We start from the raw sequence: 13,779 nt of genomic DNA, 5'->3' as shown, positions 1-13,779 counted from the left end.
AAATAACAGAAGTTTCAAGTGGAGAACATTTGTTGGGGTAGTCTCGCTTTTCTATCATTAAATATGTTAAAATGGAATACATGATTTAAGAGGGAGAGATCGTATTTTGTTTGAATATGTTACAGGTTACGTGGAGTATGTAGGGCCGGAATATGTCGTAATTGATCATAATGGAATTGGTTATCAAATTTTCACACCAAATCCGTATGTATTTCAAAGAAGTAAGCAAGAAATCCGTGTCTATACATATCATTATGTGAGAGAAGATATTATGGCACTTTACGGGTTTAAAACACGTGAAGAGCGTTTATTATTTACAAAGTTGTTAGGCGTGTCTGGCATTGGGCCAAAAGGAGCTCTTGCAATTTTAGCTTCTGGTCAAACAGGACAGGTCGTTCAAGCGATTGAGCATGAAGATGAGAAGTTTTTAGTGAAATTCCCAGGCGTCGGAAAGAAAACAGCACGCCAAATGATTTTAGATTTAAAAGGAAAACTAGCAGATGTCGTACCAGATGCATTTGTTGATTTATTCTCAGACACAGAACGTTTTGATGAGAAGAAAGGTTCATCAGCTGAGCTTGATGAGGCACTGGAAGCTCTCCGCGCACTTGGATACGCAGAACGCGAAGTTTCTCGTGTTGTACCAGAGTTATTAAAAGAATCATTAACGACGGATCAGTATATTAAAAAGGCACTTAGTCTTTTACTAAATGGTAAGAGGTGAGTATAATGGACGAACGTCTCCTTTCAGGGGAATCTGCATATGAAGATGCGGATTTAGAATATTCATTACGGCCACAGACGCTCCGTCAGTATATTGGCCAAGATAAAGCAAAACATAATTTAGAAGTATTTATTGAAGCGGCGAAAATGCGTGAAGAAACGTTAGATCACGTGCTTTTATATGGACCACCAGGTCTTGGTAAAACGACGCTTGCGAATATTATTGCCAATGAGATGGGCGTTAATGTTAGAACAACTTCAGGTCCCGCAATTGAAAGACCAGGAGATTTAGCTGCTGTATTAACAGCGCTTCAGCCAGGGGATGTATTATTTATTGATGAAATTCATCGTTTGCATAGATCAATTGAAGAAGTATTGTATCCTGCGATGGAAGACTTTTGCCTTGATATTGTAATTGGAAAAGGGCCTTCAGCACGTTCTGTACGCCTAGATTTACCGCCATTTACATTAGTTGGAGCAACAACACGTGCTGGAGCATTATCGGCACCGCTTCGTGACCGCTTCGGTGTACTTTCAAGGTTAGAGTACTACACAGTAGATCAGCTTTCTGCGATTGTTGAACGTACAGCAGAAGTATTTGAAGTTGAAATCGATTCGTTAGCTGCATTAGAAATTGCAAGACGTGCTCGTGGTACACCTCGTATTGCGAATCGTCTTTTAAGACGTGTACGTGATTTCGCGCAAGTTCGTGGTAACGGAACGGTTACGATGGAAATTACACAAATGGCATTAGAGCTACTGCAAGTAGATAAATTAGGTCTAGATCATATTGATCATAAATTACTGCTTGGTATTATTGAGAAATTCCGTGGCGGTCCAGTTGGATTAGAAACGGTTTCAGCAACAATTGGAGAAGAATCTCATACGATTGAAGATGTGTATGAGCCGTATTTATTACAAATTGGCTTTTTACAACGAACGCCAAGGGGCCGAATTGTAACGCCGCTTGCGTATGAACATTTCGGAATGGAGATACCAAAAGTATGACGGAGATGCCAAAGCTGCTTATTACAGCCGGGATCTTACTCATCGTTGTTGGATTAGCTTGGAAGTTCATTGGAAGGCTTCCAGGCGATATTTTTGTGAAAAAAGGAAACGTTACCTTTTATTTTCCTATCATTACATGTATTGTGTTAAGTATTGTATTATCTTTTATTATGTATATAATAAATCGATTTAAATAAGAAATAGGTGGATATAGCTATGGATATAAATCTGTTTGATTTTCATTTACCAGAAGAACTTATTGCACAAGTCCCGTTAGAAGATCGTGAAACATCAAGATTAATGGTGTTAGACCGTGAAACAGGTGATATTGAGCATAAACATTTTACGGATATTCTTTCTTACTTACATGAGGGGGATTGCTTAGTTTTAAATGAAACGAAAGTTATGCCTGCTCGTTTGCACGGTGTGAAAGAAGATACAGGCGCGCACATTGAAGTACTTCTTTTAAAACAAGAAGAAGGTGATAAGTGGGAAACGCTTGTAAAGCCAGCGAAACGTGTAAAAGAAGGAACTGTTATCTCTTTTGGCGAAGGGAAATTAAAAGCAACTTGCACAGGAACTGCAGATCAAGGTGGACGCCAGCTTGAATTTTCATATGATGGCATCTTCTATGAAATTTTAGATGAACTTGGGGAAATGCCGCTTCCTCCATATATTAAAGAGACGCTGGAAGATCGCGATCGCTATCAAACAGTATATGCGAAAGAAATCGGTTCAGCAGCAGCGCCGACTGCGGGACTTCACTTTACAGAAGAGTTACTTGAGAAGTTAAAGCAAAAAGGCGTTCAGTTAGCATTCATTACACTTCACGTAGGACTTGGAACATTTAGACCAGTTTCTGCAGACACGATTGAAGAACACCATATGCACGCAGAATATTATCATATGTCTGAAGAGACAGCGGCATTATTAAATCGTGTGAAAGAGAATGGTGGACGTATTATTACTGTAGGTACGACATCAACTCGTACGTTAGAAACAATTGCAACAGATCATGACGGTAAGCTCTGCGCCGCTTCTGGATGGACAGATATTTTCATGTATCCGGGATATGAATTTAAAGCAATTGATGGTTTAATTACAAACTTCCATTTACCGAAATCAACATTAATTATGCTTGTAAGTGCATTTGCAAATAGAGATAATGTACTTCATGCTTATAATGAAGCAGTAAAAGAAAAATATCGTTTCTTTAGCTTCGGTGATGCAATGTTCGTTGCATCTCACGCTAAAATGAGAAACAAATAAAAGGAGTAAGTTATGACAGCAATTCGTTATGAATTTATTAAGACATGTAAACAAACGGGTGCCCGTTTAGGTCGTGTGCATACGCCGCACGGTTCATTTGATACACCAACATTTATGCCAGTTGGTACACTTGCAACAGTTAAGACAATGTCACCAGAAGAATTAAAAGCAATGGATTCTGGCATTATTTTAAGTAATACGTATCATTTATGGCTACGTCCAGGTCATGAAATTATTCGTGAAGCAGGCGGCTTGCATAAATTTATGAACTGGGATCGTGCAATCTTAACAGACTCTGGTGGTTTCCAAGTATTCAGTTTAAGTGACTTCCGTCGTATTGAAGAGGAAGGCGTTCACTTCCGTAATCACTTAAATGGAGATAAATTATTCTTATCACCAGAAAAAGCGATGGAAATCCAAAATGCATTAGGTTCAGATATTATGATGGCATTTGATGAGTGTCCACCATTCCCAGCTACTTTTGAATATATGAAGAAATCTGTAGAGCGTACGAGCCGCTGGGCAGAACGTTGCTTAAAAGCGCATGAACGTCCGCAAGATCAAGGTTTATTCGGTATTGTACAGGGCGGGGAGTACGAAGAGCTTCGTCGTCAAAGTGCGAAAGATCTTGTTTCAATGGACTTCCCTGGTTACGCTGTAGGTGGTTTATCTGTTGGTGAACCGAAAGATATTATGAACCGTGTTCTTGAGTTTACAACACCACTTCTTCCAGATAATAAGCCTCGTTACTTAATGGGTGTAGGTTCTCCTGACTCGTTAATCGATGGCGCAATTCGTGGTATTGATATGTTTGACTGTGTACTTCCAACTCGTATCGCTCGAAATGGTACATGTATGACAAGTGAAGGTCGCCTTGTTGTAAAAAATGCGAAATTCGCAAGAGACTTCGGTCCGCTTGATCCAAACTGTGATTGCTACACATGTAAAAACTACTCACGTGCGTACATTCGTCACTTAATGAAATGTGATGAAACGTTCGGAATTCGTTTAACGTCTTATCACAACCTTCATTTTCTGTTAAACTTAATGGAGCAGGTGAGACAAGCTATTCGTGAAGACCGTCTTGGCGATTTCCGCGAAGAGTTCTTTGAACAGTATGGCTTTAATAAACCGAATGCTAAAAACTTCTAATACATAATTTAAAAGGAGGAACAAAAGATGAATGCAGGTATGATGAATATCGTTATGATCGTTGCGATGTTTGCGATTTTCTATTTCTTATTAATTCGCCCGCAACAAAAACGTCAAAAAGCAGTTGCTCAAATGCAAAGTGAGTTAGCAAAAGGTGATGCTATCGTAACAATCGGTGGTTTACACGGTACAATCGAATCAGTAGATGAGACAAAAATCGTTATTAAATCTGGTGGTTCACACTTAACTTTCGATCGCAATGCGATTCGTGAAGTTGTGAAAAACTAATGTGGAAGGCCCTGCATGAAATGTGCAGGGCCTTTTTTAGTTACTTTGCTTTGACATATTTACACCGAAAATACCACCGAGTGTACTCGCCCCCATTAATGCTAATTGATATAGTAATTGTGAGTTCGATAAGGTTTGAGAAAAGCCTAAATAGTTAACTAGAAAGACGAGTATAGTGAACGTGAGCCCTGTTGTGAAACCTACTAGCCAACCTTTTCCTTGAGCCTTTTTGCCGGCAGTAAATCCAGACATAAGCATAGATAAAAGAGCGAGTATAAAAATAGTAACGGTTAATGTCCCTTCATTTATATTCGTAAACTTTAATAAAAGAGCCATAATCATACTAGTAATAGATGCGAGAATTAGTAGCGTAACAATACCGAAGCCAATTGCAGTTGATAATTTTTTCGTTCCATCCATTTATGCATTCCCCCTTTTTAATACAAGCATATTTTCCTTTTGCTCAAGTTAGACTAGTTTCTTTTTTATAGGGGAGTCTATACGTAAAAAAGGAGATGTAGAAATGGAATGGATATCGGTAATTGGACGGACAATGCTTTTGTATATCATCATCTTAATTATTTTTCGTCTTATGGGTAAACGTGAGATAGGAGAGCTAAGTGTATTAGATTTAGTCGTATTTATTATGCTTGGAGAAATGGCTGTAGTAGCAATTGAAAATACCGATAAATCACTTTTGCATCAATTAGTTCCGATGACTTTTCTTATGTGCATACAAATCATTTTGTCAGTCATTTCATTAAAGTTTCAACGATTTCGGCATTTAATAGAAGGTGAACCAGCAATTATTATTAATGCGGGAAAGATTGATGAAAAAAAGATGAGAAACCAACGATATAATATTGATGATTTAATGATGCAATTAAGGGAACAAGGAGTTGGAGATATTCGGGATGTAGAATATGCTATTTTGGAACCGTCTGGGAAGTTATCTGTCTTTCAAAAACAAAAAAATAAACAAGATACATTGCAGTTTACGCTTCCTCTTATTATTGATGGAGAAATTCAATCTAGTCATTTACAAATGATTGAGCATACAGATGAATGGCTTATTGAGAAATTAAAAAACTTAGGTTATAACGATATAACACAAATTTTATACTGTAGTTTTCAAAATGGACAATTTTTTGTTGATGTAAAAGAAAATTAGAGACTTATCCTTTGGAAGAGTAAGGATGATTAGTATAACTAATAATCAGTGGAGATTACCCCACTGATTAAAGTTTCACCTTATTTCAAAAATGAAAGCTTACGAATGATAGGGAGACGACTTAACTCTTCTTTTCGAATGAGTTTGAAAGTGAAGAGAAGTACGATATAAACAATTGTTGTTAAAGTGATTTCCCATAATGTTTGTATGCCAAGGGAATGAGAGAAAATAATATATTTATGAAGATAAAAACCGAAGGCGCCTGCGATACCGATGGCAAGTCCGCCGAAAATATAGTCTTTTGCGTAAATGGTAAATGTAATCTTTTTTAAAACAGTAGCGTAGTGAAGAAATGTTACTGTTACAATATTTGCAGCAATAGCAAGTGCAACCCCCATCATTTGAAACTCTGGCCTTGATGCTAGTACAAAAATAACGATTAATTTCACGATGGCACCAATAAATGTATTCATCATTGCGGCTCTTGCTAAGTTTAAAGCTTGCAAAACAGAGGTAAGTGGACTTTGGAAATAATGAAATAAAAAGCAAGGCGCAAGAAGTTGAATGAATGCTGTTGCGCTGTCTGATCCATACATAAGAGTTAAAACAGGAGAAGCGAATACGTATAATATAACGACAGACCATCCGCCGGTAATTAATGAAATTCGAAGTGCTTGTTGTAAACGGTGCTCTACTAATTTATGTTGTCTTTTTGCCATTGCTTCACTAATAGAAGGAACGAGCGCTGTAGAGAGAGCGTATGTAATAAAGGCAGGTAGTGATAGGAGCGGGAATGCATAACCGTTTAATATACCGTATTGCTGGGTTGCAACAGAAGCAGCGACACCAGCGATTGCTAAGCTTTGCATAACGACAATAGGTTCAAAAAAATATGAAACGGAGCCGATTAAACGACTTCCTGTAGTTGGAAGGGCAATATCCATCAGAGAATAAAATGTCCCTTTGCTTTCCTTTACAGTAGTGAAAAATCCAGAGCGTATTGATAAATGTTTTTCTCGCTGAAATAACGTGAGTAAAAATAATAAGGATGCAACTTCACCGAGAACAGCTGATAACATAGCGCCGGCTGCAGCATATTCTATGCCGTAAGGTAAAAATAATTGAATGCATATAGCGATAATGGTAATGCGGACGACTTGTTCTAGAACTTGCGCATAAGCGCTAGGTTTCATGTTTTGTTTCCCTTGAAAGTAACCACGCAACACAGAAGAAACAGCAATAACAGGAACAACGGGCAAAATGGCCATTAATGGATAGTAGGTTCTTTCGTCGGTTAATAATGTTTTTGCTAAAATAGGTGTGAGGAACATAATTCCGATTGTTAAAATGATACTAATAACGGATGTAACAGCTAGTGATACGGTTAATATTTTTTTAACTCTTTGTTTATCGTTCACAGCTTCCGCTTCTGCTACAAATTTTGCGATTGCGACAGGAAGACCAATTTGTGTCAATGTAATTGCTAAAATGAATGTAGGAACGGCCATCATATAAAGACCAACGCCTTCTTCTCCTAAAATACGTGCCATTACTATGCGGTTGATAAAGCCGAGTATTTTTGTAATAAAGCCGGCTATCATTAAAATAAATGCGCCTTTTAAAAAGCTTTGTCTCGTCATGTTCTTCTCCTACCTTCTCAAAATCAATGGAATGATTTACAATAATTTATATGCACGTACGAGACAAGAATGACAAGCATTTAAGAGAGTGAAGTATGATAGTGCTCTTGAAAGTAGTTATTGCTGTCCATTAGAGCGGGATTAAAGCGACTTTTTCGTGCTGAAATAAGAAGGAGATGTTTATAGATGTTAGATAGAGAGGCTTTGGTAGAATCATACCGCGGACAGTTACAAGTCGTTTTAGAAAGTAAAGTAGAAGAGTTTCAAATGTTCGGTTACGACCGAGTGACAGATGATGACATTTGGAAGTTTCTTAAAGTGAAAAAGTGGAAGAAGATAGACAGCGATGTTAGATTGTATGAATTAGTTAATGACGTATTAACAGTAACAGCTAATGAATATATGACATATTTAACTGTTGAAGCTTACCAAGCGCCACTTTGGTCATTTGATGAGTACGAAAATAAATAACCGACTGCAATTGGTTTGTTCTTCCTTTTGCAGTATAATGATATGTATTGATAAAGAGGAAATAATTATGTCTAAGATTATATATAAAGGAGGTAGTGAAGAGGAAAATAAATGATGGAAGTGTAGGTAGTGTAAAAGCTTACCTATAGAGCTAGTGATGAACTAGCAAAAATTATAGAAAGGAAGTCTACTAACTAGGCGTATGCACACGTATAGCAGTGAATCGTAAGAGATTTATTGAAAGTGTTAGTAGCAGAAAGAGGGTACATATGGCAAAGCGTGGTACGAGAATTGCCGCCTTTTTCCTCATCGTCTTATTAATCGGTGGAGTAATTGGTGCGGCAGGAAAAGACATAGCAAAAGGAATTAGTCTAGGACTAGACCTTCGCGGTGGTTTTGAAATTCTGTATGAAGTAAAACCAGCCAAAAAAGGTGATAAAATCGATCGAGATGTACTTGTAAGTACAGTAGGTGCTCTTGAAAATCGTGTCAATGTTCTCGGTGTAAGTGAGCCGAACATTCAAATCGAAGGGCAAGATCGAATTCGTGTACAGCTTGCTGGTGTACAAGATCAGCAAAAAGCACGTGAAATGTTATCAACACAAGCGAAATTAACATTCCGTGATGTGGATGATAACCTTCTTATGGATGGAACGGATTTAAAAGGCGGCGGAGCGAAGCAAACATTTGATGAGCAAGGCCGTGCGAGCGTAGGTCTTACACTAAAAAGTGCTGAAAAATTCCGTGAAGTAACTGAAAAAATTTCTAAAATGCCACCACCAACGAATTTAATGGTAATTTGGCTTGACTTTGAAGAAGGAAAAGATTCGTATAAAGCAGAATCTGCAAAACCGAATCCGAAATTCTTATCAGCAGCAACAGTAAACCAAGTATTTAACCAAGCTGAAGTATCTATCGTAGGTGGAAACTTCACAGTTGAAAGTGCGAAACAACTTTCATCTTTATTAAATGCAGGTGCACTTCCTGTTGATTTAAAAGAAATGTATTCAACATCTGTTGGAGCGAAATTTGGTCAACAAGCGTTAGAGCAAACGATTTTCGCTAGTGCGATTGGTATCGCTCTTATTTTCTTATTTATGCTTGTATTCTACCGTTTACCAGGACTTGTAGCGGTTATTATGTTAGGGTTATACATTTTCGTTACATTACTTGTCTTTAACTGGATGCATGCAGTTCTTACGTTGCCAGGTATTGCAGCGTTAGTGCTCGGGGTAGGTATCGCAGTTGATGCAAATATTATTACGTACGAGAGACTGAAAGAAGAGCTGAAAATTGGTAAGTCAATGATGTCGGCATTCCGTGCTGGTAACCATCGTTCATTAGCAACAATTCTAGATGCAAACGTTACGACTCTTGCAGCAGCTGGTGTGTTATTCGTTTATGGTAATAGCTCTGTAAAAGGATTTGCAACAAGTTTAATCGTAAGTATTTTAGTTGGTTTTATTACGAACGTATTCGGTACTCGTTTCTTACTAGGTCTACTTGTAAAGAGCCGTTACTTTGATAAAAAACCAGGATATTTTGGTGTGAAACAAAAGGATATTATTCCATTAACAAAAGGTGTAGTACATCCGCCAACAAGATTTGATCGTATTAATTTCGTAAATATCGGTCATAAATTCCTTATCTTCTCGATTGTAGTTGTAATTGCGGGTGCAATTATCTTACCAATTTTCAAATTGAATCTTGGTATTGACTTTGCGAGTGGTACACGTATCGACTTGCAATCAAAACAAGCCGTTACTGTGTCTGATGTTCATAAAGATTTTAAAGAATTGAACATTGATGTGAAGGAAGAAAATATTGTACCGACTGGAGATGACAATAAAGGTTTCGCAGTTCGTACATTAGGTGTTTTATCAAAAGATGAAATTGCGAAAACAAAAACATTCTTCCACGATAAATATGGTACAGATCCAAACGTAAGTACAGTTTCACCGACAATCGGTAAAGAAATTGCACGAAATGCATTTATCGCAGTACTGATTGCTTCTGCGGTTATCATTTTATACGTAAGTATTCGTTTCCGATTTACGTATGCGTTATCTGCAGTACTTGCATTATTACATGACGCATTCGTTATGATTGTTATGTTTAGTATTTTCCAACTAGAGGTAGACTTAACGTTTATTGCTGCAGTACTAACAATCATCGGTTATTCTATTAATGACTCGATTGTTACATTTGATAGAAACCGTGAATTATACAAACAGAAAAAACGAGTGCGCGATATAAAAGATCTAGAAGAAATCGTAAATGCAAGTATTCGCCAAACGCTTGGTCGCTCGATTAACACCGTATTAACAGTGTTATTCCCAGTAATTGCACTGCTTATCTTCGGTAGTGAGTCACTACGTAACTTCTCGTTTGCGCTACTTGTTGGATTAATTGTAGGTACGTACTCTTCTGTTTTCGTTGCCTCTCAAATTTGGTTAATGCTTGAAAACCGTCGTTTGAAAAAGGGAAGAAACAAGAAGAAGGTTGAGAAAGTAGAATCTGAACCGCAAGTATAGAAAAGATGATGTCTCTTTATGAGGCATCTCTTTTTTCGTTTGTGGATACAATAAGATAGCAACTTTTTAACAGAAAGAAGATGGAAGAAAGTGGTGGTGTTATCGCTGTTTTTGTTAAAATAAAAAGATAGGTTAAGAAAAGAAGGGATTTTAATTATGGAAAAAGATGAACGTTTTAAACAGGCCGAGTTTGGTGCTATTGTCGGGATCGTTGGTAATATTATATTAGCGATTGTAAAGGCGGTAATTGGTTATATTGGGAACAGTAAAGCGCTATTAGCGGATGCCGTGCATTCTGCATCAGATGTAATAGGTTCGCTAGCTGTACTTTTTGGATTGCGAGCGGCAAAGCAGCCACCTGATGAGGATCATCCGTATGGTCATGGTAAAGCGGAATCGATTTCAGCGATTATTGTTGCGGTATTATTATTTATTGTGGGACTTGAAATCGCGATTTCGTCTATAAAAGCTTTTTCGCAAGAACTAGAACCGCCGAAAGGAATTACGATATTTGCTGTTGTTCTTTCAATCGTCGTGAAAGAAGGAATGTTTCAATATAAATTCCGATTAGGGAAAAGAGTAAACAGTGATGCAATTATTGCAAATGCATATGAGCACCGTTCGGATGTATTTTCTTCAATTGCAGCTTTAATCGGTATTTGTGCAGCTATAATAGGTGGTAAGCTTGGTATAGACTGGCTTGTATACGCTGATCCAATTGCGGGATTAGTTGTTTCACTTCTTGTTGTAAAAATGGCATGGAGCATTGGAGCGGAAGCAATTCATGCAACGCTTGACCATGTTCTTCATGAGGAGGATGTTATTCCGCTTAGAGAAGCAGTTCTTCAAGTAGATGGTGTGAAAAAAATTGGTTCTTTATATGCACGGGAGCATGGTCATTATGTTATTGTCGATATTAAAGTGTCCGTAGATCCATACATTACTGTAGAAGAAGGACACCGTATTGGAAAACATGTGAAAGAAATACTTATGAAACAAGATAATGTACAAAATGTATTCGTACATATAAATCCGTATTCTCCAAATTAAACATCATTAACATTTTAGTATATAGATATTGCATCGTAGTTTGCATTATATTGTCACCCCTTAATCTGTCTTGTATAATGAACAGGTTAAGGGGTGATTTCGTGTTACAACCGAAGACGCGTTGGAAAGAAAAAGAATATAATGACGAGCGAGTGAGTGAATTAGCAAGTAAATTAAAGTTATCGCCACTTGTCGTTTCGTTATTCCTCGGTAGAGGACTCGATACAGAAGATAAGATTTTAGATTTTTTAAATACAGAAAATCAAGAATTTCATGATCCATTTTTATTAAAAGGAATGGATAGAACGGTAGAACGTGTAAATAAGGCGATTCAAAATGGAGAGCAAATATTAATATTTGGTGATTACGATGCGGACGGAGTAAGTAGTACGACAGTTTTATATCTTGCTCTTCAAGAATTAGGTGCAGAAGTAGAATTTTACATTCCAAATCGTTTTACAGAAGGGTATGGACCGAACGAAGAAGCATTTCGTTGGGCGCATAGCGCAGGGTTCTCGCTAATTATTACTGTCGATACTGGTATTGCAGCGGTACATGAAGCGAATGTAGCGAAAGAGCTTGGAATAGATCTAATTATTACAGATCACCATGAGCCACCGCCAGAATTGCCAGAAGCACTTGCGATTATACATCCGAAATTAGATGGCGGTGTATATCCGTTTCACTATTTAGCTGGTGTAGGTGTTGCGTTTAAAGTTGCGCATGCACTATTAGGCCGTGTACCAGAACATTTATTAGAGATCGCAGTAATTGGTACAGTAGCCGATTTAGTATCACTTCATGGTGAAAATAGGTTGCTAGTGAAACGCGGTTTAAAACATATGCGTATGACGAGAAATATTGGTTTGAAGGCATTGTTTAAAGTTGCTAACGTTTCGCAAAGTGAAATTACCGAAGAGAGTATTGGTTTCTCAATTGCACCTCGTATTAATGCGGTTGGGCGTTTAGAAGATGCTGCGCCGGCTGTACACCTTTTATTATCAGATGATCCAGAGGAAGCGAAAGAGCTAGCTGAAGAAATTGATGAGCTGAACAAACTGCGAAAAGATATTGTAAAGCAAATTACAGAAGAGGCTATCGCTGAAGTGGAAAATAACTTCCCACCAGAAGAAAATAAAGTATTAGTACTTGCGAAAGAAGGCTGGAACCCAGGGGTAATTGGAATTGTTGCTTCGAAATTAGTTGAACGTTTTTATCGTCCGACGATTGTATTAAGCATTGATCCTATAAAAGAAACAGCAAAAGGCTCAGCACGTAGTATTGCAGGATTTGATTTGTTTGCAAATTTATCAGATTGTAGAGAGTTATTACCACACTTCGGAGGGCATCCGATGGCAGCGGGAATGACGCTACATATGAATGATGTAGATGAATTACGTCGCCGCTTAAATGAACAAGCAGATGCAATTTTAACAGAAGAAGATTTTATTCCAATTACAGCAGTTGATGTTTTTTGTAAAGTAGAGGATGTAACGCTAGCGGCAATTGAAGATATGCAAAAACTAGCCCCGTTTGGTGTTGGAAATCCGAAACCACGTATTGCAGTAAAAGATGCAGAGTTAGAAAGCATTCGCGCAATCGGATCAGATGGCTCTCATTTAAAAATGGCTCTTCGTGATGGACAAGCAACACTGGATACAATTGGATTTGGCTTTGGTGCATATGCGAAAGAAATCTCTCCAGTTGCAAAAGTATCTGTAATAGGAGAAGCGTCTATTAATGAATGGAATAACTTTAAGAAGCCACAACTAATGGTACAAGATATTGCTGTAGAGGCGTGGCAATTATTTGATTGGCGTAGTATGCGTAATGCAGAAGCAAATTTAGCAGAACTTCCGAAAGAAAAAATAACAATGGTGTATTTTTCTGAAGAGGTATTGAATAAATTTTCTTTAGAGAGCTATAAAGAAAAGCTCATGCATGCTTCAGAAGTAACGCATTTAGATGATCAATATATCGTGTTACTTGATTTACCAAAAGGAACAGATGAATTACGTGAGCTATTTAAGGTAGGATTCCCAGCGCGAATTTATACGCTATTTTATCAAGAGAATAACCACTTATTTAGTACAGTTCCGACGAGAGAACACTTTAAATGGTACTATTCTTTCTTAAGCCAAAAAACACCATTTTCTTTAAGACAATATGGAGAACAACTATGTCGTCATAAAGGTTGGTCAAAAGATACAGTAAATTTCATGACACAGGTGTTTTTTGAGTTAGAATTTGTTACAATAAAAGATGGCGTCATTTTTATGGCAGACAAAAAACAAAAGCGTGATTTAATTGAATCGAACACATATCGTGAGAAAATGAACCACTTACAATTAGAAAAAGAATTGGTTTATAGCACATATCAGCAACTATATACATGGTTTGAAACGATTCGTAATCATAAAGAAGTAGAACAGTTAGGGTAAAGGATTTGTATTTACAAACCTTTTAGATCTGA

At 37.5% G+C, this 13,779-nt stretch carries 13 protein-coding genes; 11 read left to right on the top strand and 2 right to left on the bottom strand.

The window, feature by feature from the left end:
* Positions 1-106 precede the first annotated feature (106 nt).
* From ruvA to yajC, 6 genes are read left to right on the top strand one after another with little or no spacing between them, the layout of a single operon-like run.
* Positions 107-724, top strand: coding sequence for a Holliday junction DNA helicase RuvA (gene ruvA, locus C3Y97_RS22350; RefSeq protein WP_000464511.1), 618 nt, complete (start codon positions 107-109; stop codon positions 722-724).
* Between the two features lie 5 nt (positions 725-729).
* Positions 730-1,731: a Holliday junction branch migration DNA helicase RuvB gene (ruvB, locus tag C3Y97_RS22345; RefSeq protein WP_000344449.1), complete on the top strand. Its 1,002-nt coding sequence runs from the start codon at positions 730-732 to the stop codon at positions 1,729-1,731.
* Complete coding sequence (locus C3Y97_RS22340; protein WP_000138162.1) at positions 1,728-1,928, top strand: DUF2905 domain-containing protein; 201 nt, start codon at positions 1,728-1,730, stop codon at positions 1,926-1,928. The genes ruvB and C3Y97_RS22340 overlap by 4 nt, the downstream gene beginning before the upstream one ends.
* Before the next feature lie 19 nt (positions 1,929-1,947).
* Positions 1,948-3,000, top strand: coding sequence for a tRNA preQ1(34) S-adenosylmethionine ribosyltransferase-isomerase QueA (gene queA / locus C3Y97_RS22335; protein ID WP_000354014.1), 1,053 nt, complete (start codon positions 1,948-1,950; stop codon positions 2,998-3,000).
* 12 nt (positions 3,001-3,012) lie between these two features.
* Positions 3,013-4,152 carry a tRNA guanosine(34) transglycosylase Tgt gene (gene tgt / locus C3Y97_RS22330; RefSeq protein ID WP_000125365.1) on the top strand — a complete coding sequence of 380 codons (1,140 nt, stop codon included), beginning with the start codon at positions 3,013-3,015 and terminating at the stop codon, positions 4,150-4,152.
* Between the two features lie 27 nt (positions 4,153-4,179).
* The gene (gene yajC, locus C3Y97_RS22325) at positions 4,180-4,440 is read left to right on the top strand and encodes a preprotein translocase subunit YajC (RefSeq protein WP_000991115.1); all 261 of its coding nucleotides are present in this window, start codon (positions 4,180-4,182) and stop codon (positions 4,438-4,440) included.
* Between the two features lie 36 nt (positions 4,441-4,476).
* On the opposite strand, the gene C3Y97_RS22320 is transcribed toward yajC, so the two are convergent.
* Positions 4,477-4,860 (bottom strand): TIGR04086 family membrane protein, encoded by a 384-nt coding sequence (locus C3Y97_RS22320; RefSeq protein WP_000349148.1) that lies wholly within the window; start codon positions 4,858-4,860, stop codon positions 4,477-4,479.
* 103 nt (positions 4,861-4,963) lie between these two features.
* Between C3Y97_RS22320 and C3Y97_RS22315 the strand changes: the two genes are divergently transcribed.
* Entirely contained in the window at positions 4,964-5,611 is a 648-nt protein-coding gene (locus tag C3Y97_RS22315) for a DUF421 domain-containing protein (RefSeq protein ID WP_000454833.1), read from the top strand.
* A gap of 80 nt (positions 5,612-5,691) precedes the next feature.
* Here the strand turns inward: C3Y97_RS22315 and spoVB are convergent, their stop codons facing one another.
* Positions 5,692-7,251, bottom strand: a complete 1,560-nt coding sequence (gene spoVB / locus C3Y97_RS22310) for a stage V sporulation protein B (protein ID WP_000198301.1) — start codon at positions 7,249-7,251, stop codon at positions 5,692-5,694.
* A 186-nt stretch (positions 7,252-7,437) separates the two neighbouring features.
* On the opposite strand from spoVB, the gene C3Y97_RS22305 reads away from it, so the two are divergent.
* The 4 genes from C3Y97_RS22305 to recJ all read left to right on the top strand — a co-directional run bounded on the left by C3Y97_RS22305 (position 7,438) and on the right by recJ (position 13,747).
* A complete protein-coding gene (locus C3Y97_RS22305; protein WP_000886980.1) occupies positions 7,438-7,722 on the top strand; it encodes a post-transcriptional regulator in 285 nt (94 codons plus the stop codon).
* 269 nt (positions 7,723-7,991) lie between these two features.
* On the top strand, positions 7,992-10,256 hold the full coding sequence (gene secDF / locus C3Y97_RS22300; RefSeq protein ID WP_001119067.1) for a protein translocase subunit SecDF: 2,265 nt from the start codon (positions 7,992-7,994) through the stop codon (positions 10,254-10,256).
* Positions 10,257-10,412: 156 nt separating this feature from the next.
* On the top strand, positions 10,413-11,306 hold the full coding sequence (locus C3Y97_RS22295) for a cation diffusion facilitator family transporter (protein WP_000409743.1): 894 nt from the start codon (positions 10,413-10,415) through the stop codon (positions 11,304-11,306).
* 101 nt (positions 11,307-11,407) lie between these two features.
* On the top strand, positions 11,408-13,747 hold the full coding sequence (recJ, locus tag C3Y97_RS22290) for a single-stranded-DNA-specific exonuclease RecJ (RefSeq protein ID WP_136363649.1): 2,340 nt from the start codon (positions 11,408-11,410) through the stop codon (positions 13,745-13,747).
* Positions 13,748-13,779 lie beyond the last annotated feature (32 nt).

Origin of the sequence: Bacillus sp. DU-106 (genome assembly GCF_004799705.1) — a bacterium.
In the GTDB taxonomy this organism is placed as follows: domain Bacteria; phylum Bacillota; class Bacilli; order Bacillales; family Bacillaceae_G; genus Bacillus_A; species Bacillus_A cereus.
This window is presented reverse-complemented; position numbering and strand designations above follow the sequence as displayed.